The sequence below is a fragment of the Mycobacterium sp. D16Q13 genome (assembly GCF_002013375.1).
Classification (GTDB): Bacteria; Actinomycetota; Actinomycetes; order Mycobacteriales; family Mycobacteriaceae; genus Mycobacterium.
The window spans coordinates 1-22075 of sequence record NZ_MAEW01000001.1; the positions used below are offsets into that span (position 1 = coordinate 1).

Consider the following 22075-nt stretch of genomic DNA (forward strand, 5'->3'; position numbering starts at 1 on the left):
GGCATTCCTCTCGGGGATCTTGAAGCTTGAACTCTGCCCATGCAGAGTGCGCAGCGGATGTTTCCGAGAGGGCTCGCGTGTGTTTCGCGTCTGTTACCGGTTGTTCCCTATCCGAGCAGGGCGTCGACGAAGGCTGGCGGCTCGAACGGGGCAAGATCGTCGGGCCCCTCCCCGAGGCCAACAAGCTTCACCGGCACGCCGAGTTCACGCTGCACGTGAAAAACGATGCCGCCCTTGGCTGTTCCGTCAAGTTTGGTGAGCACCACACCGGTGATGTCCACCACGTCAGCGAACACGCGTGCCTGCGCCAAACCGTTCTGCCCGATGGTGGAGTCGAGAACCAGCAGTACCTCGTCCACCTCGGCCCGGCGCTCCACGACACGTTTGATCTTGCCGAGCTCATCCATGAGACCGGTCTTGGTGTGCAGTCGTCCGGCGGTGTCGACCACCACGACATCCGCGCCGTCCCGGATCCCAGCGTCGACGGCATCGAACGCGACCGACGCGGGATCGGCGCCCTCGGCACCGCGCACCACCTGGGCACCCACACGCTGCCCCCAAGCCTGCAGCTGATCGGCCGCAGCGGCACGGAAGGTGTCGGCGGCCCCGAGCACGACACGGCGGCCGTCGGCGACCAGCACGCGGGCCAACTTGCCGACGGTGGTGGTCTTACCCGTGCCGTTGACCCCGACGATGAGCAGCACCGAAGGCTTGTCGTTGTGTGGCAGCGCCTTGATCGACCGGTCAAGGTCTGGCCGCAGCTCGTCGATGAGCACCTCGCGCAGCAGTGCCCGTGCCTGCGACTCGGTGCGCACGCTGCGTGCCGCCATCTCGCTGCGCAGCCTGTCCACGATCGAGGTGGTGACTGCGGTGCCGAGGTCGGCGATCAGCAGGGTGTCCTCGACCTCTTCCCACGATTCCTCGTCGAGGTCTCCGGCACCCAGCAGCCCAAGCAGGCCCCTGCCCACAGCGTTCTGCGAGCTGGCCAGCCGTCCCCGCAACCGATCGAGTCGTCCCGCCACCGGTGCGATCTCATCGAGTACCGCCGCCGGCTCCGGTTCTGGCTCAGGCGCGGGTTCGGGTTCGGGCTCCGGTTCCGGTTCGGATGCCGCGACCGGTTCGGGCTCGGGTTCCGGAGCTGGCTCCGGTAGCTCGACATTGGAAATAGTGCGCCGGGGTGCGTCCCGCGGAACTTCGGCATCATCGCCCACGCTGGGCACGGGGGTCGCTTGCGCACCGCCCTCGCTGAAGGTGATGGTGGAGCCGGCGGTGTACCCGCCGGAACGGTCGGTCGGTGTGGCGCCCTCGGTGATCCCGGTGTTTTTGTCGGAACGTGTCAGGCTGATACGACGGGAGCGGTAACGCACCAGTCCGAAGACCAATGCAGCAAAAACCACGACGGCGACGATCGCTATGGCGATCCACACTTCAAGAGGCACCAGGGCATTGTTACAGGAACGCAAGAAGCGCCACATTGACGCCTGCCTGAGCGATCCAGTGCAGTACGTCACCCGAACCACCGGCCTGGAACGACTCGACCTGCCGTATATGGCGTTGCCGAACTCCAATCTCGCCCGGGTTGACCTGTCCACCGAGTTCCTGGGCAAGCGATTGGCCGCGCCGGTCCTCATCGGCGCGATGACGGGCGGCGCGAAGCTTTCGGCCACCATCAATCGCAACCTCGCGGCCGCCGCCCAGGAGCTCGGCATCGGCATGATGCTCGGTTCTCAACGGGTGATGTTGGTAGATCCCGCGAGCGCCGGCACCTTCGCGGTGCGCGAGGTAGCACCCGACATCTTGCTCATTGGCAACATCGGGCTCGCGCAGCTCGGCAACATCGCCGCTGCCGCGCAGCTCACCGACCTGGTGCGGCGGGTCGGAGCGAACGCGCTGGCGGTGCACACCAATCCGCTGCAAGAGGCCGTGCAGCCCGACGGCGATACCGATTTCACCGGTCAGGTGTACCGGCTCGCAGAGCTGACTCACGCGGTCGATTTCCCCGTGCTGCTCAAGGAGGTCGGTCACGGAATCAGCGGGGCCGCCGCGCGCCGCCTCGGTGGATGCCGACTCGCGGCCATCGATGTCGCGGGTGCTGGCGGCACATCCTGGGCCCGGGTCGAGCAGTTCGTTCGGTTCGGCGCCATCACCTCGCCCGAGCTCGCCGAATGGGGCATCCCGACGGCTGAGGCCCTCGTCGAGGTGCATGCCGAGCTGCCGCATCTGCCCCTGATTGGCTCGGGCGGAATCCGCACCGGCATGGATGCCGCCAAGGCAATCGCGCTGGGAGCGAGCGTCGTGTCCGTCGCGCTCCCACTCCTGGCGCCAGCGGTGCAATCGCCGCAGGCCGTAATCGCCTGGCTCGAACACTTCCTCGACGAGCTGCGCATCGCCATGCACTGCGCCGACGTCAACACGATCGCGGATCTGAGTCGAATTTCACTGCGTCCCCGTCCAAGCCTCCGCTAAACGCAAGACACCCGTCATACACTGCGGGAGTCACATCTCGTCCCAGGAGGTTCTTGGCATGAATATCCAATTCGGGGGACGTAACAAGTTTCGGGCCCAGAAGGTTCGAGCCCAGAGGGCTCGGACGCTGACGAGGACCTTTACGGTCGCCGTCGCAGTGTTGTTGATATCGACCGGCATCGTCCGGGCGCCAACGGCGCGCGCCGATTCCCTCCTCGATTTCACCGGTACCACCGTCTCGGGGGCACCCTTCAACGGGGCCAGCCTCAAAGGCAAGCCGGTCGTGCTGTGGTTCTGGGCTGCGTATTGCCCGTTCTGCAATGGCGAGGGACCGCATGTGAGTGCGGTATCGGCGGCTAACCCCCGCGTCACCTTCGTCGGCATCTCCGGCCGCGGTTCCGTGGGAGATATGGAGGGATTCATCTCGCGCTACAACCTCCACTTCACCAATCTCAATGATGCCGACGGTTCGTTGTGGCGGCAGTTCGGAGTGCCCTGGCAGCCGGCGTACTTGTTCATCAATTCCAACGGCACCTCGGACTTTGTGAACAACCCGACGTCATCGATGTCCGAGCAGGAGCTCAGCGACCGGGTGAAGGCACTCACCTGACATCTCTGGCCTTTGCGGCCGGGCTCATCGCCGCGCTCAACCCGTGCGGTTTTGCATTGCTCCCGGTCTATCTCGCGCTCGTCGTGCGCGGACCCGGTGCCGATATCGGGAAGACACGGGCTCTCGGCCGCGCCGTCATCGCCACCGTGGTGATGGCAGCGGGGTTCGTCGCGGTCTTTACGGTCTTCGGCTTGTTGACGGTGTCGGTCGCGTCCGTAGTACAGCGTTACTTGCCTTTTGTGACAGTCGTTTTCGGAATCGGTCTGGTGATTCTGGGGCTGTGGCTGCTCTCGGGCCGCGACATCATCGCGCTCATGCCCAAGGTGCTCGATGCGAACGCTCCCACCACCCGGCTGGGTTCCATGTTCGGCTATGGCGTGGGATACGCGGTGGCCTCGCTGTCCTGCACCATCGGCCCATTCCTCGCGGTGACCAGCACGACATTCGAGAGCGGCTCCTTGTTCGACGGTGTCATGGTCTACCTGGCCTACGCCGCCGGTATCACCCTCGTGGTGGGCACGCTGGCCGTATCCACCGCACTGGCAAGCACGGTGCTGTTGAACGGCATGCGCCGCGCGCTGCCCTACTTGAACCGGATCAGCGGTGGCATTCTGCTTGTGGTCGGCGCCTACGTGGGCTATTACGGCAGCTACGAGGTCAGGTTGTTCCACGCCAATGGCAACCCGGATGACCCGATCATCAACGCGGCCGGGAGGATTCAGCGTGCGATCTCTGGCTGGGTGTACCTGCACGGCGCCTGGCCGTGGTTGTTCATCCTCGGCTTAGCGGCGGTCGGTGCGGCGATCTGGTGGCGCAATACCGCCAAGGAATAGCACCCCGGGCGTAGGATATATGCATGACTAGCAATGAGACCGTCGCACCCGAGAAGGCAGGGTCTTGCGACAACCCGAACTGCACCTGCGCCGACTGTCAGTGTGGATCCAGCTGTTCCTGCGGTTCCGACAAGTAGTCCTCAGGGAATACCGGCCGCGGGTGAGCGCGTTCGCCGTGAGGTGACCAGACCGGAGTTCACCCCGTACGGATTCTTCACTCACTACGAAACGGTGGACGCAGATCTTTTGCGGGCCATCGAGGACCTCGGTTTCGATACCGCATGGCTGGGCGGTTCGCCTCCGGCGGCTCTGCCATGGGTTGAACCTCTCCTTGCCGCCACCGAGCGCATCCGGATCGTGACCGCGATCGTCAACATCTGGTCCGCGCCCGCGCGGGAAGCCGGTCAATCGTGGCAGCGCATCGAGACGGCTCACCCCGGGCGATTCATTCTCGGTATCGGTGCCGGCCATCCCGAAATCGACAGCGGCGTTCCCTACAAGCCGTACTCCGGGCTGGTCGAGTATCTCGACGTACTCGACGAGGTGGGAGTTCCCGTGGAAGGTCGGGGTCTGGCAGCGCTCGCGGAGAAGTCGCTCAAGCTTGCCGCCGAGCGCTCGGCGCTCGCGCACCCGTATCTCACTCCGCCATCACATACTCGCTGGGCTCGTGAGCTCCTGGGACCCGATGCGATCATCGTCCCCGAGCAGAAGGTGGTACTCACCACCGATGCCGATGAGGCCCGTGCGATCGGGCGCCAGGCGCTCGACATGTATCTCGGCCTGACCAACTACCTGACCATGCTGGAGCGGTTCGCGGGCAGTACGGAAGATTTGGCCAGGCCCGGCAGCGACAAGCTGGTGGATTCCCTTGTCGCGTACGGCACTCCGGAACAGATCGCCGCCCGACTGCAGGAGCATCGGGATGCCGGCGCCACCCAGGTGGCAATCCAGGTACTCGGTGATCCTGCCAAACGCGCTGAGGGGCTAGGTATTTTGAGCCGCGAGCTGGGTCTCTAGCCCACGCATACGCTGCGAGACAACCTGCGTGATGCCATCGTCGCGCATGCTCACGCCGTAGAGCGCGTCGGCGACCTCCATGGTCGGCTTCTGGTGGGTAATGACGATGAGCTGCGACTTCTCCCGCAGCTGCTCGAACAGGCCGATCAGACGCTGCAGGTTGACATCGTCGAGGGCGGCTTCCACCTCGTCCATCACGTAGAAGGGTGAGGGCCGCGCCCGGAAGATCGCCACCAGCATGGCAACCGCGGTCAGCGACTTCTCTCCGCCGGAGAGCAGTGACAAGCGCTTGACCTTCTTGCCGGGCGGGCGCGCCTCCACCTCGATACCGGTGGTGAGCATGTCATTGGGGTCGGTGAGCACCAACCGGCCTTCGCCACCGGGGAACAGTGAGGAAAACACTCCCTTGAACTCGCGCTCCACATCCGCATAGGCCTCGGTGAACACCTGCAGAATGCGCTCGTCTACGTCGGCAACCACATCGAGCAGATCCTTACGGGCGGCCTTAACGTCCTCCAGCTGTGTAGACAGGAAGTTGTAGCGCTCCTCCAGCGCCGCGAACTCTTCCAGGGCAAGGGGATTCACCTTGCCCAGCTCGCGCAGATCCTTCTCGGCACGCTTGGCGCGGCGCTCCTGGGTGTCCCTGTCGAACGGCATCGGCTGTGGGGCGCTCACCTGCTCCCCACGCTCACGAGCCTGCTCGTATTCGTCCATCTCCTGCTGCGTGGGCGGCAGCTCGGCATGCGGGCCGTACTCGGCGATCAGGTCATCGGCGGCCATACCGAACTGTTCAAGCACCTGTTCCGAAAGCTGCTCGATACGCAGCGCCGCTTGGGCTTTGGCGACTTCGTCGCGATGCAGCGCATCGGTGAGACGAGCCTGAGCGGCAGTCAGTTCGCGGGCCTGGTCGCGCACGGCGCCAAGCGCCGATGTGTGCTGCGCGCGGGTGGCACCGAGTCGGTCCCGACGTGCGGACGCTGCGGCCACCACATGTTCAAGACGGGCGGCAACCAGCCGTCCGGACTCTGCCACGGCGGCCGCGACCGCGGCCGCCCGCATCCGGGCGGCGGCTGCCCGCTCGGACCGCGCTCGCGCCTCGCGTTCGGCCGTCGCAGCGCGGCGCAACGAATCAGCTTTACCGCGAACCGAATTCACTCGCTCTTCGGAGGTGCGTACCGCCAGCCGCGCCTCGATCTCGACCGAACGCGCCTCTTCCAGCTCGATGGCCATGTCGTCGCGATCAATGGGCTCATCGTCGAAAAGGTTGGGCGCCTCTTCGGCATTGCGCAGCCGCGACTCGACCTCGGCCAGCTCCTCCATGGTCTTGGCGCGGCCGAGCTCGAGCTGATCGCGTTGCAGGGTGAGTTTTCTCACCTCGTCAGCGGCGACACGCGCGTCTTGCCCGACGCGGCCCAACTGCTCATACACCGCCGAGATGGCCGCATCGGACTCGTTGAGGGCCGCCAAGGCCTGCTCGGCGGTGTCCTGACGCGCCGTCTGCTCGGCGAGCGCACCGGACAACGCGGCGGAGATCTCGCCCACCTGAATCTCGGTGGCCCGCAGCTCTTCTCCCGCAGCCTCGATGGCGGCCTGGATCTCCAGGGTGCTCTGCTTCTTGTCAGATCCGCCGGCAACCCATCCGGCACCCACCCGGTCACCGTCGATGGTCACGGCGCGCAGCAGCGGGTTGGCCAGCACCACCTCGATCGCGGCGCCGAGCTCATCGACCACCACCACCGAGGCCAGCATCGCCGACACCGCCGTGGCGAGCCGCTCGGGCGCCTCGACCAAGTCGGCAGCCCAGTGCGCACCGGGAGGCAGACTGATCGCGGGGCGCACATGCGTGTGCGCGGGCCACTCGCCGAACACGATTGCCGCCCGCCCGCCATCGGAGGCCTTCAACGCGGCCACGGCCGCTTGCGCGGCGGCCGGATTCTCCGCGGCCACCGCGTCGGCGGCCGGTCCCATCGCTGTCGCGATGGCACCCTGGTATCCGGGCCGCACCTTGACCAGCTGTGCAATCGATCCGAAAATCCCAGCACCACTGCGATTCTCGGAGAGCCACGCCGAACCATCCTTGCGTTCCAGACCGATGGCCAGTGCGTCGATTCGCGCCTTGAGCGAAGCGATCTGCCGTTCCGCCTGGCGCTCGGCCGACAGCAATTCAGCGACGCGTTCATTGGCGATCGACAGCGCCGAGACCGAACGCTCGTGGTGTTCGTCCAACCCGACCTCACCCTGATCCAGCTCGGCCACACGCGCCTTGACGGTGTCGAACTCGCCCTGCGCGGCCTCGCCGCGCAGGGTCGCCTCCCTGATCGTCTCGGTGAGTCGCTGCGCCTGGCCGTCGATCGATTCCAGTCTGGTGCGCATGGTATCGACCTGGCCGGTGAGCCGGGCCAGACCCTCGCGGCGATCCGCCTCGGCGGCCACGGCGGCCATATGTTGCCGCTGTGCCTGGGCGACCGCGGCCTCCCTGGCGGCGAGCTCAGCCTTCGCCAAGGTCAGCTGCTCGGTGACCGTTTCCAACTGTGCGATCAGCAGTCGCTCCTGCTCGGCGACGCGCTCCGCCTGTGCCTCGAGCTCCTCCGGGTCCGGTCCTGTCGGCGCGGCCACCACCTCATCGAGGTGGCTGGCTCGCTCGCCGGCGATCCGGACCGTGGCACTGACGCGTTCGGCGAGCGCCGAGAGCCGGAACCAAGTCTGCTGAGCCAGTTCGGCCTGCGGCATCAGCTCGTTGAGTGCCGTCTCATGCTCGGCCAGCAGCGCGGTTGCCACGTCGAGCTTCTCGGTGATCTCCGAGTGTTGCTTGCGCAGCGCGGTCTCGGCATCGTTGGTTCCGTCGAAATCCGCCCGACGGGTAACCAGATCATCGGCGGCCAGGCGCAGTCGCGCATCTCGCAGATCGGCCTGCACGGTGGCTGCGCGACGCGCGACCTCCGCTTGGCGGCCAAGGGGTTTGAGCTGGCGGCGCAATTCGGTGGTGAGGTCGGTGAGCCTGGCCAGATTGGCGGCCATCGACTCGAGCTTGCGGACCGCCTTTTCCTTGCGCTTGCGATGCTTGAGCACACCAGCGGCCTCTTCGATGAAGGCGCGGCGATCCTCCGGCCGAGACTCCAGGATCTGCGAGAGCCGCCCCTGCCCCACGATGACGTGCATTTCCCGGCCGATGCCCGAGTCGGACAGCAGCTCCTGGACGTCCATCAGCCGACAGCTCTGGCCGTTGATCTCGTACTCGCCCGCGCCGTCCCGGAACATCCGGCGGGTGATCGAGACCTCGGAGTACTCGATCGGCAGCGCATGGTCGGAGTTGTCGATCGTCAACGTGACTTCAGCGCGGCCCAGCGGGGCGCGAGTCGATGTACCCGCGAAGATGACGTCTTCCATCTTGCCGCCGCGCAGGGCCTTGGCGCCCTGTTCGCCCATCACCCAGGACAGGGCATCCACGACATTGGACTTACCCGATCCGTTAGGGCCGACCACACAGGTAATACCGGGTTCCAGGCGCAGAGTCGTCGGCGAAGCAAAGGACTTGAAGCCCTTCAGCGTCAGACTCTTGAGGTGCACAGCGGGCCAGAATACCGGTCTTAGCGCTAACGCTCGGTAAACCCGGAGATGGGCTCGCCGGACTGCTGCCAGCTATCCACCACAAGATCTACGCGACCTGGCGTTTCACCGCTGTTCAACTTCGCAAGCAGCTGTTCACACGCGGCCTTGTCCCCCTGCGCGACGACATGCACCCGCCCGTCACGTGTGTTGGCCGCATATCCGGTCAGGCCGAGTTCAAGGGCGCGGGATCGCACCCACCAACGGAACCCGACCCCTTGGACGTGGCCGTGCACCCACGCGGACAAGCGGATGTCCGGCATCTGCTACCCGTCTTCGTGCGAGCGGTCGTCCACCGCGAAGTTCACCTCGGCTCCCGCCTTCAAGGTGCGTCCGACCGTGCATACCTGGTCGACGGCGCGTTCCACGACGGTGAGCACCCGTGCGCGTTCCTCGGGAGTAAGCGCACTCAGGTCGATGACCATCTTCTCGTCGAGAACCGGGTAGCGCTCTTGCTCCCGATCGGCGGGGCCGCTGACGTCGATGCGCACCTGATAGTCCTCGCCGAGGCGGCGGGCGAGAGGCTGGTCGCTGGACATTCCGCTACAGGCCGCAAGGGCGATTTTGAGGAGCTCCCCCGGGGTGAACACCCCGTCGACGGTCTCCGACCCAATCAGCACGTGCGCACCTCGGGAGCTGTGCCCCGTGTAGCGGCGATTGCCCGTACGCTCTACCCATAATGACGTCACGCCCGCAATGTTATGTAATCGCCGCCGCCATCATGGCCGCGGCGATTAGCGGTGCTTCATTTTTCTCGGCGCCAACCGCTGCGGCGGAGCCCGTAGTGACGCTAGAGTCGCTTCTGCTGCGTCCGTACAGCGAGGTACGGGCGCAGTTGTTGTCTGGTTCCTGGGCTCCTCGCATCGAGGAGCTGGTGTATATCCCGCCCGGTGAGCCCAAGATCGTGCCGACGTCGGCGATGCGCCAGACCTTCACAGTGGTCGACACCTGCTTCACCAAACGAATCACTCCGATGGGTATCTACCTTCTGCTGGCCTCACCGGAAACCGTGGAGAAGGTCGGCGCCGACAATTTCCGGGCCACCTACGGGCAGTTGGTGCCCAAGTACCGTCCGGGCTGCGATCCCGACGTTCAACAGATCGATCTGGGCCGCCCGCCCTTCTGACCTATCACTCCTGGAAGCGGTATCCCATACCCGCCTCGGTGAGCAGGTGTTTCGGATGAGCCGGATCGATCTCCAGCTTGCGTCGTAGCTGCGCCAGATACACACGTAGATAGTGAGTTTCGGAGCTGTACGCCGGGCCCCAGACCTCATGGAGCAGTTCCTTTTGCCCAACAAGTTTTCCGCGGTTACGCACCAGCACTGCCAGCATCGACCATTCGGTAGGCGTCAGATGCACTTCCCTGCCGTCGCGAATCACCTTGTGCGAGGACAGGTCCACGTCGAATGTCTCGGTATGGACCACCGGTTCGGCGCTATCAGGAGTGCCACGGCGCACCGCGGCCCGCAGCCGGGCCAGGAACTCATCCATGCCAAAGGGTTTGGTCACGTAATCGTCGGCACCCGCATCGAGCGCTTCGACCTTGTCCGCCGAATCGGTGCGCGCCGACAGCACGATCACCGGAACCTCAGTCCATCCGCGCAGCCCGGCCAGCACCTCGGTGCCATCCATATCGGGCAGCCCGAGGTCCAAGATCACCACCTCGGGCTGAGTCTCGGCGGCCGCGCGCAGGGCGCCTGCTCCTGATGAAGCGGTCACCACCTCGTAACCGCGCGCCGACAAGTTGATCCGCAGAGCGCGCAGAATCTGCGGCTCGTCGTCGACCACCAGCACCCGTGTCACCGGATCCCCCCGACAGGGGAGAAACCAGCACTGGGCAGATCGACGATCATGGTCAGACCGCCACCGGCCGTGTCGGTCGCATTCACCGTGCCCTCCATCGCTTCCACAAAACCCCTCACCACCGAAAGACCAAGCCCCACACCGACTGTGTTATCACGATCGCCCAGACGTTGGAAGGCATCGAACGCCGCACCGCGTTTTGACGCTTCCAGGCCCTTCCCGTGGTCGGCGACAATCACCAGCGTGCGACCCTCTACTTCCTCGTAATTGACCCGCACGTCTGCTTGTGAGTATCGCAGCGCATTGTCGACAAGGTTGGCCAAAACGCGTTCCAGCAGGCCCGGATCTGCCCGAACCACCGCACCGTTCAAGTCCAGGTGCACCCGTTTGCGATCGTTCTCGGTGGTACCCAACAGGGCCCGGTGGGCGATTTCCTCGACGTACACCGGCACGGCGCGGGGTTTGACGACCCCCGCTGCCAGTCGCGACGAGTCCAGCAGATTGCCCACCAGAGCGGTGAGTTGATCGGTCGACTCCTCCACGGTGGCAAGCAGTTCGGCGGTGTCCTCGGGCGAAAATTCAATATCGGGACTGCGCAGGCTCGATACAGCGGCCTTGACCGCGGCGAGCGGTGTACGCAGGTCATGACTCACCGCCGACAACAGCGCCCGGCGCAACCGATCGGCCTCGGCGAGGGCCGTGGCCTGCGACGCCTCCTCGGCCAGCCGAGCCGAACGAACCAGACCCACCGCCGTTCCGGCGACCACCTGCAGCACCCGTGCATCGGCGGACGGCACCGGGGGCCCGTTGAGCGCCAATGCGTACGCACCATCGTCGACCCGGAACACTGAGTCGGCCTCCGATTCCCGCGTCGGGGGCTGCTCCCCCACGCTCGCGACAGCCGGCCCCTCCGCGCACAGCAGACTCACCGCCGTCTGGTTGTAGGTGGTGCGCACCCGCTCCAGCAGGGCCGAGAGGTCCGAATTGACCAGGACACCACCGGCGAAGAGCGCCAGTAGTTCCGCTTCACGGGCCGCCCGCCGCGCCTGCCGTGCGCGGGTGGCGGCCGCATCGACCAAGGCCGCGACGGCGACGGCGGTCACCATGATCATCAAGATGGTCAGTGCGTTATCGGTCTCACCGATGGTGAAGCTGTACCGGGGTGAGACGAACAGATAGTTGAGCAACAGACCGGAGATGATTGCGGATACCAATGCGGTCGATACACCACCGAGTAATGAAACGCCCAGTACCGCAATGAGAAACAGTGCGCTCTTGCTGCCCACCCCGAGCGCGGCATCGAAGAAGTGAATGAACAATGCGGTGGCCGCGGGCACCAGGATCGCCGCGAGCCAGTTGATGACGAGCCGCTTTCGCCCCTCGGCCGGTACCGTCCAGCTGCGCAGCGGAGCCGACCGGGTCTGTCCGTGCGTCACCATGTGCACGTCGATGGCTCCGGAATCGCGAATGACGGCCGCGGCAACGCCTTCGTCGAAGATGCGAGCCCATCGTGAGCGCCGGGAGGTGCCCATGACCAACTGGGTGGCATTGACGCCGCGGGCGAAGTCCAGCAGCGTCTGCGGCACGTCGTCCCCGGTGACGGTTTGCACCGAGGCGCCAATGTCGTTGGCCAGCCGCCGCACTTTGCCCATCACGGCTGTCGAGGCGCCCACCAGGCCGTCACCACGCACTACGTGGACAACCAGCAGTTCGGCGCTCGACTTCGCGGCAATCCGGCTTGCCCGGCGTACCAGGGTCTCCGACTCGGGACCACCGGTGACCGCGACCACCACACGCTCGCGCGCCTCCCAGGTCTTGGTGATTCTGTTGTCCGAGCGGTATTTGGCGAGTGCGGCATCCACCTGGTCGGCGAGCCACAGCAGCGCGAGTTCACGCAAGGCCGTGAGGTTACCGGTACGAAAGTAGTTACTCAGTGCCGAACCGACCTTCTCCGGCGCGTAGACGTTGCCATGAACCATTCTGCGCCGCAACGCCTCCGGCGTGATGTCAACAAGCTCTACCTGCTCGGCACGGCGCACCACCGCATCGGGCACGGTCTCACGCTGCACAATCCCGGTGATCTGCTCAACGACATCGTTCAGACTCTCCAGGTGTTGCACGTTGATCGTGGTGAGCACATCGATCCCGGCATCGAGAATCTCATCGATATCCTGCCAGCGCTTGGGATTCCGGCTGCCCGGCACATTGGTGTGCGCCATCTCGTCGATGAGCACCAAGGCCGGCTGGCGCTCGATCACCGCGTCGACGTCCAGCTCGTACATGGCGGTTCCGCGGTACGTCATCTCCTTGGGCGGGATGAGCTCCAAACCATCGAGCAATTGGGCAGTCTTGCTGCGGCCGTGGGTCTCCACGACCGCAGCCACCACATCGGTGCCCCGGCTGGCCCGGCGGTGTGCCTCGTTGAGCATGGCGTATGTCTTGCCTACTCCTGGCGCGGCCCCCAGATAGATCCGCAGTGTCCCGCGCGGCAATGTCTCTCCTTCATCGGCAGGGCGGGCCGGTGAGGCCCAGTGCCACGTTCAGCGTGGGCACGTTGACCCGCGGCCCTCCCAGAATGCCCCATTGCCGTGACGACGTGTGCGCATCCACGAGCTCTTTCACCCGGGCCTGGCTCAGCCCGGTCGCCGCCGCGACCCGTGGTATCTGCAGCGCGGCGTACTCCGGGCTGATGTCGGGGTCCAGACTCGACCCCGATCCGGTCACCGCGTCGGCGGGAATCCGTGTGGGATCGACGCTCTCGCGTGAGGCGATGGTCGCGCGACGCCCCTCGATATCTGTCTTCAGCTTCTCACTGTTGGGGCCCTGGTTCGAGGGCAACCCCGCTGCGGGATCGCCGCTGGTACGGGTATGAAAATAGGGGTCAGTAGCGCCCGGTGCCGCTTGCGGATCCACGCCGATGAGCGAAGATCCCACGACACAGCCGTTACGGTCCTTCAGTGGCGAGCCCTCGGCGGCCGCCGAGTCGATGCGACCGAACACCCATACCGTGGCCGGGTAGGCGATACCCAGGACCACAGTCAGGCCCAGCAGCACGACCAGGCCCGCCACACTCTGACGCAGCCACGCGATCACAACCTTGTTCACGAGATCACCCAATTCCCGGTAGGAAACGCACGACCAGATCGATCAGCCAGATCCCCACAAAGGGAACGATCACGCCACCGAGGCCGTAAATCAACAGGTTTCGCCGCAGCAGCTCCCCGGCGCCCACCGGTCGATAGCGGACACCTTTGAGCGCCAAAGGAACCAACGCGATGATCACCAGGGCGTTGAAGATGACCGCTGAGAGAATCGCCGATTGCGGAGTCGCCAGTCGCATGATGTTGAGCGAATTCAGTTGCGGGTAGATGCCACTGAACAGCGCGGGCAGGATCGCGAAGTACTTCGCGAGGTCGTTGGCCAGCGAGAAGGTGGTCAACGCGCCCCGGGTGATCAGCAGCTGCTTGCCGATGGCCACCACGTCGATGAGCTTGGTGGGGTCGGAATCGAGGTCCACCATGTTCCCGGCTTCCTTGGCCGCCGACGTGCCGGTGTTCATGGCCACGCCCACGTCCGCTTGTGCCAGCGCTGGAGCGTCGTTGGTACCGTCGCCGGTCATCGCGACGAGGCGTCCGGCCTTCTGTTCCTTACGCAGCAGCTCCAGCTTGTCTTCCGGGGTGGCCTCGGCGACGAAGTCGTCGACACCGGCCTCGGAGGCGATCTGCTTGGCGGTCAAGGGGTTATCACCGGTCACCATGATGGTGCGGATACCCATGGCTCGCATCTGGGCGAACCGTTCGGCCATACCGGGCTTCACCACATCGGAGAGCCGAATCACTCCCAGCAGGCGGGTGCCCGTGCTGTCATGGTCGGCGACCACCAGCGGCGTGCCGCCCTCACCGGCCACGTGGTCGGCGGACTTTCGGACCGCGACCACGACTGGGTCGTCTTCCTGGACGCCGGAAAGGCTGGCTACCCAGGTGAACACCGCATCGGACGCACCCTTGCGGATCTGCCTGCCCTCGACGGTATCTAACCCACTCATCCTGGTGGCCGCGGTGAAGGCCACGAAATCGCCCTCAATCGAACCCTCACCACTTCGTTCCCCCGCCGCATCGCTCGCGCCGGCGGCCAGTTCCACAATGCTGCGGCCCTCGGGGGTCTCGTCGGCGAGACTGGACGCCCGCGCCGCCTGAGCCAGGGTCTCATGCGAAATACCTGGTGCGACAATGAATTCGGTAGCCTGACGATTACCGAAGGTGATGGTGCCCGTCTTGTCCATCAGGAGGACGTCGATATCGCCGGCGGCTTCCACCGCGCGGCCCGACTTGGCCAGGACGTTGTGTTGCACCAGCCGGTCCATGCCGGCGATGCCGATCGCCGACATCAGGGCGCCGATGGTGGTGGGAATCAGGCAGACGAGCAATGCGATGAGCTTGATCGGATCTTGTTGTTCCCCACCGTAGTTGCCCATCGGACCCAATGCGACGACCGCCAGCAGGAAGATGATGGTGAGCGAGGCCAGCAGGATGTTGAGCGCGATCTCGTTCGGAGTCTTCTGGCGCGAGGCGCCTTCGACCAGTGCGATCATCCGGTCGACGAAGGACTCACCCGGCGCCGCGGTGATCTGCACGATGACCCGGTCCGACAGCACCGTAGTGCCGCCGGTGACGGCACATCGGTCGCCACCGGATTCCCGTACCACGGGCGCTGACTCACCGGTGATGGCCGACTCGTCGACGGTGGCGATGCCTTCCACCACGTCGCCGTCGCCGGGGATGACCTGCCCGGCCTCGACCACGACCCGGTCCCCCGGTCGCAGCGAGCTGCCCGACACCTCTTCCTCGATCTCGTTACCGTTGCCGTCTCCCACCAACTTGCGGGCCACGGTGTCGCGCTTGACCTCTCGCAGGCTCGCCGCCTGCGCTTTCCCGCGCCCCTCGGCGACGGCCTCGGCCAGGTTCGCGAACACCACCGTGAACCACAGCCAGGCGGTGATGGCCCACGCGAAGATCGACGGATGGAGAACGGCGAGCACGGTGGTGGCCACCGACCCGACGGACACCACGAACATCACCGGATTGCGGGCCATGTGCCGGGGATCGAGCTTGCGTACGGCAAGCGGTAGCGCCTTGACCAACTGGGTGGGGTCGAAGACTCCGGTGCTGACTACGGTCTTACTCACAGGACTGCCTCGGCGATCGGTCCCAGCGCCAGCGCCGGGAAGAAGGTGAGAGCGGCCACCAAGAGAACTGTGCCGGTGTGCAATCCGGCGAACATGGGGCCGTGGGTGTGCAGGGTTCCGGCCGATGCCGGGGTCCTCTGCTGAGTGGCAAGCGATCCGGCCAGCGCCAGTGTGAAGATGATGGGCAGGAATCGGCCCAACAACATCGCCACACCGAGCGAGGCCTGGAACCAGTGGCTGGTCACCGTGAGGCCACCGAAGGCGCTACCGTTGTTATTGGCGGCCGAGGCATAGGCATACAACACCTCGGAAAAGCCGTGAATGGACTGCGAGGTGCCCGGATCACCGCTGTTGCCTTGATATCCGGGCGTCGTCGACAGGGCCACCGAGATACCCGTGCCGATGAGCACGAGCGCCGGCATGACGAGCACGGACAGTGCGGCCATGGTGATCTGGCGTCGACCGATCTTCTTGCCCAGGAATTCCGGTGTGCGGCCTACCAACAGGCCACCGACGAACACCGCGATGATGGCCAGCACCAGGATGCCGTACAGGCCGGTTCCGACACCGCCGGGCGCGATCTCGCCGAACAGCATGTTCAGGATGAGGGCGCCACCGCCGGCGGCGGTGAAACTGTCGTGTGCGGCATCGACTGCACCCGTGGAGGTTCCGGTGGTCGCCACCGCGAACAAACTGCTGGTGGGGATGCCGAATCTGACTTCCTTGCCCTCCATCATGGCGCCGGCCGCCTGCGCCGCGATACCACGCGGGCTGGACTCCGCCCAGGTGACGAAGGCCAGCATGCCGCCGAAGAGGGTGGCCATCACCGACAGGACGGTCAGACCCTGGCGCTTGTCACCCACCATCGTCGAGTAGGTGCGGGTCAGGCAGACCGGGACAAGGAGGATGGCGAGGATCTCGACGATATTGCTCAGCGGTGTCGGGTTCTCGAAGGGGTGCGCGGAGTTGGCTGCCAGAATGCCGCCACCATTGGTGCCGACCTCCTTGATGGCCTCCTGCGAGGCGACCGGAGCCAGGGCGATGTGCTGCGCGGTACCGTCCAGCCCGGTGGCGGTGAAGTGTGTGTACAGGGATTGAATGGTGCCCTGCGACAATAAGATCAGTGCGACAATGAATGAAATCGGTAGCAGGATCCGCAGGCTTGCCCGCACCAGATCGACCCAGAAGTTGCCGAGCTCTCCCCCGGCCGATGTCCGCACGATGCCACGGATCAGTGCGACCGCGACCGCGAGCCCCACCGCGGCGGAGACGAAGTTCTGCACGGCAAGCCCGACCATCTGCGTCAGGTTGGTCATGGTGCTCTCGGGTGTGTACGACTGCCAGTTGGTGTTCGTGACGAACGAGACGGCGGTATTGAAGGCCACCGCTGGGCTCACCGCGCCCAGGTCACCCGAGAGGGGCAAGACCCCCTGGATGCGTTGCAGCAGATAGAGGAAGATCACGCTCGCGAACGAAAAGCCCAGCAGTGACAGCGTATAGCCCACCCAGGTCTGCTCGGTGTCCGGATCAACCCGTCCCGTGCGGTAGATGAGACGCTCGACGAGCGAGTGCTTGACGGTCGATGATCCGCTTGCGCGAAGAGAATGAGGACCTGTGAAGACGCGCGCCATGTAGTCCCCCAACGGGACATAAGCGATGGCGAGCACCAAGATGACGAAACCGATCTGAAGACCGGCCGCCAGAGCGGAATTCACCGTTAGAACCTTTCCGGGTCGAGCAGTGCGACCACCAGATACACGACGAGTGCGGCCGACAAGACAATCAGCACAATGTTGGTAATGACATCAACGGTCATCGCGCCTGCAATCCACGTACGACGGCTACACACAACGCGAAGCCCACGACCGTCAGGACCAGGTACCAGAAATCAACCACGCAGGAATCATGGTCCCCGATAAGGGCACTACCTGCGTTCTTTACGCGTCCCTGACGGGCCCGTCGGGGCTCTTGACGCGCTATTTACGGGCTTCAACCAGCCGTTGACAACTCGGGCAGAAGAACGACGACCGGTTCATGAAAGCCTCCCGGCGCATGGCTCGACCGCAGCGGCGGCACGGCTCACCTTCGCGTCCGTATGCCTCCAAAGAGCGTTCGAAGTAACCGGATTCACCGTTCACATTCACGTATAGATCGTCGAACGACGTGCCTCCCTGCGCGAGCGCCAAACGCATGACGCCCGCCGCGCTGTCGAGCACCTCAGTGAGCTTGGCGCGGGTCATGCCGTCGGTGAGGCGGCGGCCATGTACGCGCGCCTGCCAGAGTGCCTCGTCGGCGTAGATGTTCCCGACACCGGACACCACGGTCTGGTCCAGCAGCGCACGCTTGATCTCGGTGTGCTTACCGCGTAGCCGGGTAACCACAGCAGATACGTCGAACCGTTCATCGAGTGGGTCGCGCGCGATATGCGCGACCGGCTCAGGGAGTTCGTTCCCGTCGACGGTGACGACATCGGTCACCATCCAGCCGCCGAAGGTGCGCTGATCGACGAAGCTCAGCACCGATCCGTCGTCGAGCGTCGCGGCGATGCGCAAATGCTGTGGCCTGGAGATGGGTCCGATGAGCATTTGGCCGCTCATCCCCAGATGGACCACCAGTGCCTGTCCCTCGCCCAGCGTGAGCCACAGATACTTGCCCCGGCGACCGGTACCGCTGATCTGCTGTCCGGCAAGCAGTCCGGTCAATTCGACGGCACCTCCAGGCTGTCGGCGCACGGCCCGATCGTGGTGCACAGACGCCGAAGCGATGGTCTTGCCGACAAGGTGATGGTGCAGCCCCCGGCGGACCACCTCCACCTCGGGAAGCTCAGGCACTCTCCGCGCCCTCGGCGCTTCCCTCGAGAGGCTCATCGCTATTGATGCCGTTCCACGCCTCCGAGGCGGCCCGTTGTTCGGCCTCCTTCTTAGACCGGCCGACACCCACACCGTGCGCAGTCTCGTTGACCATCACGGTCGCGGTGAATTCCTTGTCATGGTCGGGTCCGGTCGAGGTGACCACATACGACGGTGCGCCCCAACCCTTTTCCGCGGTTAGTTCCTGCAGGCTGGTCTTCCAGTCCAGGCCGGCGCCAAGCTTGGGCGCGGCCTCCAGGAGCTGGCCGAATAACTGCAGTACGACCTTGCGGGCGATCTCCAACCCGTACTCCACGTAGACCGCACCGAGAATCGACTCCATGCCGTCGGCAAGAATGCTGGACTTGTCGCGACCGCCGGTGTTCTCCTCGCCCTTACCGAGAAACAAATGCGCGCCCAGGCCGTCGTCGGTCAGGCCACGCGCCACTCCGGCGAGCGCCTGGGTGTTGACGATGCTGGCACGCAGCTTCGCCAAATCGCCCTCCGGGCGGTCCGGGTGGCTGTGGTAGAGCGTCTCGGTAATCGTCAGTCCAAGAACGGCATCCCCGAGGAACTCCAGCCTTTCGTTGGTGGGCAGGCCACCGTTCTCGTAGGCATAGCTTCGGTGCGTGAGCGCCAGAGTGAGTAGATCGTCACCGACCTGCACACCAATCGCGGCACGCAGATCGTCGTATCGATCTGCTGGGGCAGCACTCACTGGTCGTCACCGAAGTTGGCGAGCTTCGCCCACCGCGGGTCAATCTTGTCGTGATGATGGTCGGGTTCGGCTGTGGCCAAAGCGATTCCGCAATCCGGGCACAGCCCGGGACAATCGGGCCGACACACCGGCGTCAGCTCCAGGTCGGGCACGATGGCATCGACGATGGTCTGTTCGAGGTCGACGAGTCCGTCGACGACCCGGTGTATGTCTTCTTCGTCGGTGGTCGCCTCGGTCTTGCTGTCCGGGTACGCGAACAGTTCAGTGAGGTACGCGTCTGCATGGCCGGTCACCGGCCCCAGGCAGCGTGCACATTCTCCAGCGAGATCGCCGGCGATCGTTCCGGTGACGAGAACGCCCTCCGAAACCGACTCCACCCGCAGATCCATATCCACGTCCGCGCCCTCGGGAATCGCGATCAGGTCGTTGCCGATGCGCACCGGGCTCGCAACGGTGCGCTCGATCTCCTGCATCGACCCAGGGCGCCGCCCCAGCCCGAGGGCCAGGACGTCAAGAACAAAAGGTCCCGGCATAAACCTAATATTAACGCTGCACGTAGTCGTGCGTGCCAGCGCCGGTACGCAGCTGGTGACGCCCACGGCCCACCGAGCGCAGCGTGCCGTTGAGGTAGTCCTCGAACTCCGCCAGTTTGTTGTCGACGTAGATATCGCATTCACCACGCAACCGGTCGGCTTCGGCATGGGCCGCGTCGATCAGGCGAGTGGACTCGGCGTTGGCCGCCTGCACGACCTCGGTCTGAGCCACCAGGCGCTGCTGCTCCTTGATGCCCTCCTGCACGGCCTTGTCGTACGACGCATTACCGGAATCGACCAGGCGATCCGCCTCCGCCTTGGCGCGGGCGACAGTGCTCTCCTGTTCGCGCTTGGCGTTGGCCATCGTGCGGGCTGCCTCTTCGCGCGCCTCGCCGACGGTCTGCTCGGCGTGATTGCGCGCCTCGGCAACCATGCGATCAGCCTGTGCCTTGGCGTCGGCCAGCAGCCGGTCGGCCTCGTTGCGGGCGTGGCTGAGCGTCTGCTCGGCATCGGCGTTCGACTTGCCGATCACCGTCTCGTGATGCTCCTTGGCCTCGCGCAGCAACGAATCGCGCGCGTCGAGGACGTCCTGCGCGTCATCGAGCTCGCCGGGAATGGCGTCCTTGATGTCGTCAATGAGTTCCAGGACGTCGCCGCGGGGCACGACGCATCCGGCGGTCATCGGAACGCCGCGCGCTTCTTCCACAATGGCGCCCAGTTCGTCGAGCGCTTCAAATACTCGGTACACGGCTACACCCTTCACGCGAGTTTCCACTGTTACCAGTGTGCCTGGTGTGACTGCTGTGACCGTGCTAGCTGACCGGTGTGTCGGCTATTTCTGCGCGGCCTCTTTTCTATTGTGCCTGGCCATGCAGTTTCCCGAGAAGTCGTTGATGAACAGCAGGGGGTAGCAACGCCGAGACATCTCCCCCGTACGTCGCCACCTCCTTGGCAAGCGAGGACGAGACGAACGAATATGCGGGGGCGGTAGCGACAAAGAAGGTGTCGACCCCCGCGATGTGCTTGTTCATCTGGGCCATCTGGAGCTCGTACTCGAAGTCGGTGCCGGTGCGCAGCCCCTTGACGATCGCATTGAAACCGCGCTCCCTGACGAAGTCCACCAGCAGACCCTGCCCCGACTCGACGCGCAGATTGGGCAGGTCGGCAGCGGCCTCGCGGATCATCTCGATGCGCTCGTCGATGGTGAACATGCCCGCTTTGTTGGGGTTGACCAATACCGCGACGATGACCTCATCGAACTGCGCCGCCGCTCGTTCGAAGACATCCAGATGCCCGAGGGTTACCGGATCGAACGAGCCGGGGCAGACAGCTCCCGTCATGCGGACGATTTAGTGGCCGAGCGAATGCCGATGCCGCTTCCGATTTGCAGCACACCGATCACGATGAGCCAGATACCGACGACGAGGGTAAGGGTGACGATCGAGCTGATCGGATAGACGATGAGCACGATGCCCGCGATCGTCGAGATGATCCCGCTGAAGATCTGCCAGCCACGCCCGGGGAGGTCCTTGTCGCCGATGGCCGTGATGGTGCCCGCGATGCCCTGGGCGATCCAGCCGACGCCGATCCAGATGGCCAGCAACAGAATCGAATTCAGCTCATCTTTGAAGCAGAGCACGCCGAGGACGAACGAAATCGCACCGGTGAGGAACAACAGCACCCGCATGCCGGCGGATGACACCGGCAGCGTGAAGGCGAAGACGACCTGAGCGATACCGGATATCAATAGATAGGCGCCGAAGGCGTATGCGGCGACGAGCACAGTGACTTGGGGCCATATCAACACCACGGCCCCAACGATTACCGCCAAAACTCCTGATACCACCGCTGTTTTCCAGAGGTGCTTGACGAGGTCTTGCCCGACACTTGTAGTCATGTCCCAAGGGTATTTCCTCGGGAACGGCCGCGGGTACTTATCGGCGGCGATTCGTGCAGTGCGTTACAGACTCACCATGATTCTGTTATCTCCTGACCGGGCAGGTGAACTCAAGCTCGAAGGTCGCGGGCGTGCTCAGGCCGGCCGTTGCGGTGCCGACAATCTTGTAGGACTGCCCGGACTTGGTCACCGTCGGCTCGGTCGCACCATGCCCTGAGTTGTACATCACCGGGTGGCCATCGATGACGCCCAGGGTCAGACTCTTCAGCGTTGGACTATCGCCCGCTGCCAGCGTCGCGGCAATCGCCTCACTATCGCTACCGATATTCACGAAGGTCATATCGGCCGCGGTAACACACTCGACCCGATTTTCAACCGATCTCAGGACACCGTCGACGACAACACGTGGTCCGGCCGCTTGGACGCTTCTTGCTGTGGTCGACACCGGCGAGTCGTGCCGCAAGCCTCCGCCCGACGAGCAGCCGACAAGACCTACGACGGCCGACAAGGCGCCACTCACCATCACTATGCTGCCGTAACGCATGCGCATCTCCCG

22 protein-coding genes are annotated in these 22075 nt (G+C 64.8%); 5 read left to right on the top strand and 17 right to left on the bottom strand.

All coding sequences use genetic code 11. From position 1 onward, the window contains the following. Positions 1–107 precede the first annotated feature (107 nt). Positions 108–1475, bottom strand: coding sequence for a signal recognition particle-docking protein FtsY (ftsY, locus tag B4400_RS00005; protein ID WP_078308971.1), 1368 nt, complete (start codon positions 1473–1475; stop codon positions 108–110). 22 nt (positions 1476–1497) lie between these two features. Between ftsY and fni the strand changes: the two genes are divergently transcribed. From fni to B4400_RS00025, 4 genes are all read left to right on the top strand, one after another. Beyond that, complete coding sequence (gene fni / locus B4400_RS00010) at positions 1498–2466, top strand: type 2 isopentenyl-diphosphate Delta-isomerase (RefSeq protein WP_286151104.1); 969 nt, start codon at positions 1498–1500, stop codon at positions 2464–2466. Positions 2467–2524: 58 nt separating this feature from the next. After that, positions 2525–3076, top strand: a complete 552-nt coding sequence (locus tag B4400_RS00015; RefSeq protein ID WP_078308970.1) for a protein disulfide oxidoreductase — start codon at positions 2525–2527, stop codon at positions 3074–3076. Beyond that, positions 3073–3909, top strand: a complete 837-nt coding sequence (locus tag B4400_RS00020; RefSeq protein WP_212566632.1) for a cytochrome c biogenesis CcdA family protein — start codon at positions 3073–3075, stop codon at positions 3907–3909. The genes B4400_RS00015 and B4400_RS00020 overlap by 4 nt, the downstream gene beginning before the upstream one ends. Before the next feature lie 180 nt (positions 3910–4089). Next, complete coding sequence (locus B4400_RS00025) at positions 4090–4926, top strand: TIGR03620 family F420-dependent LLM class oxidoreductase (RefSeq protein WP_078308969.1); 837 nt, start codon at positions 4090–4092, stop codon at positions 4924–4926. Here B4400_RS00025 and smc read toward each other — a convergent pair. From smc to B4400_RS24770, 3 genes are read right to left on the bottom strand one after another with little or no spacing between them, the layout of a single operon-like run. Beyond that, positions 4894–8493 (bottom strand): chromosome segregation protein SMC, encoded by a 3600-nt coding sequence (gene smc / locus B4400_RS00030; RefSeq protein ID WP_078308968.1) that lies wholly within the window; start codon positions 8491–8493, stop codon positions 4894–4896. The genes B4400_RS00025 and smc overlap by 33 nt on opposite strands. A gap of 26 nt (positions 8494–8519) precedes the next feature. Further along, positions 8520–8795: an acylphosphatase gene (locus tag B4400_RS24765; protein WP_078308967.1), complete on the bottom strand. Its 276-nt coding sequence runs from the start codon at positions 8793–8795 to the stop codon at positions 8520–8522. A 3-nt stretch (positions 8796–8798) separates the two neighbouring features. Then, positions 8799–9221 (bottom strand): OsmC family protein, encoded by a 423-nt coding sequence (locus B4400_RS24770; protein ID WP_078308966.1) that lies wholly within the window; start codon positions 9219–9221, stop codon positions 8799–8801. Here B4400_RS24770 and B4400_RS00045 point away from each other — a divergent pair. After that, positions 9212–9658, top strand: coding sequence for a hypothetical protein (locus B4400_RS00045; RefSeq protein WP_078308965.1), 447 nt, complete (start codon positions 9212–9214; stop codon positions 9656–9658). The two genes, B4400_RS24770 and B4400_RS00045, sit on opposite strands and share 10 nt — an antisense overlap. Positions 9659–9662: 4 nt before the next feature. Here the strand turns inward: B4400_RS00045 and B4400_RS00050 are convergent, their stop codons facing one another. The 13 genes from B4400_RS00050 to B4400_RS00110 form a co-directional block, all read right to left on the bottom strand. Next, positions 9663–10337: a response regulator gene (locus B4400_RS00050; protein ID WP_078295869.1), complete on the bottom strand. Its 675-nt coding sequence runs from the start codon at positions 10335–10337 to the stop codon at positions 9663–9665. Then, positions 10334–12829, bottom strand: a complete 2496-nt coding sequence (locus B4400_RS00055) for a DUF4118 domain-containing protein (RefSeq protein WP_078308964.1) — start codon at positions 12827–12829, stop codon at positions 10334–10336. Before B4400_RS00055 ends, B4400_RS00050 begins: the two co-directional genes overlap by 4 nt. A gap of 10 nt (positions 12830–12839) precedes the next feature. Continuing rightward, positions 12840–13442 (bottom strand): potassium-transporting ATPase subunit C, encoded by a 603-nt coding sequence (locus tag B4400_RS00060; protein ID WP_078308963.1) that lies wholly within the window; start codon positions 13440–13442, stop codon positions 12840–12842. A gap of 4 nt (positions 13443–13446) precedes the next feature. Then, positions 13447–15522: a potassium-transporting ATPase subunit KdpB gene (gene kdpB, locus B4400_RS00065; RefSeq protein ID WP_078308962.1), complete on the bottom strand. Its 2076-nt coding sequence runs from the start codon at positions 15520–15522 to the stop codon at positions 13447–13449. Beyond that, positions 15519–17237, bottom strand: a complete 1719-nt coding sequence (gene kdpA, locus B4400_RS00070) for a potassium-transporting ATPase subunit KdpA (protein ID WP_078308961.1) — start codon at positions 17235–17237, stop codon at positions 15519–15521. The genes kdpB and kdpA overlap by 4 nt, the downstream gene beginning before the upstream one ends. A gap of 2 nt (positions 17238–17239) precedes the next feature. Further along, on the bottom strand, positions 17240–17338 hold the full coding sequence (kdpF, locus tag B4400_RS00075; protein WP_078308960.1) for a K(+)-transporting ATPase subunit F: 99 nt from the start codon (positions 17336–17338) through the stop codon (positions 17240–17242). Between the two features lie 160 nt (positions 17339–17498). After that, positions 17499–18353 carry a bifunctional DNA-formamidopyrimidine glycosylase/DNA-(apurinic or apyrimidinic site) lyase gene (gene mutM / locus B4400_RS00080; RefSeq protein ID WP_078308959.1) on the bottom strand — a complete coding sequence of 285 codons (855 nt, stop codon included), beginning with the start codon at positions 18351–18353 and terminating at the stop codon, positions 17499–17501. Continuing rightward, positions 18346–19089, bottom strand: a complete 744-nt coding sequence (gene rnc / locus B4400_RS00085) for a ribonuclease III (RefSeq protein WP_078308958.1) — start codon at positions 19087–19089, stop codon at positions 18346–18348. The genes mutM and rnc overlap by 8 nt, the downstream gene beginning before the upstream one ends. Beyond that, positions 19086–19622, bottom strand: a complete 537-nt coding sequence (locus B4400_RS00090) for a YceD family protein (protein ID WP_139361203.1) — start codon at positions 19620–19622, stop codon at positions 19086–19088. The genes rnc and B4400_RS00090 overlap by 4 nt, the downstream gene beginning before the upstream one ends. 10 nt (positions 19623–19632) lie before the next feature. Then, entirely contained in the window at positions 19633–20370 is a 738-nt protein-coding gene (sepIVA, locus tag B4400_RS00095; RefSeq protein WP_078309031.1) for a cell division protein SepIVA, read from the bottom strand. A gap of 106 nt (positions 20371–20476) precedes the next feature. Next, the gene (gene coaD, locus B4400_RS00100) at positions 20477–20962 is read right to left on the bottom strand and encodes a pantetheine-phosphate adenylyltransferase (protein WP_078287506.1); all 486 of its coding nucleotides are present in this window, start codon (positions 20960–20962) and stop codon (positions 20477–20479) included. Next, the gene (locus tag B4400_RS00105) at positions 20959–21519 is read right to left on the bottom strand and encodes an HdeD family acid-resistance protein (protein WP_078308956.1); all 561 of its coding nucleotides are present in this window, start codon (positions 21517–21519) and stop codon (positions 20959–20961) included. The genes coaD and B4400_RS00105 overlap by 4 nt, the downstream gene beginning before the upstream one ends. Before the next feature lie 85 nt (positions 21520–21604). Next, entirely contained in the window at positions 21605–22063 is a 459-nt protein-coding gene (locus B4400_RS00110; RefSeq protein WP_078309030.1) for a lipoprotein LpqH, read from the bottom strand. Positions 22064–22075: the final 12 nt, after the last annotated feature.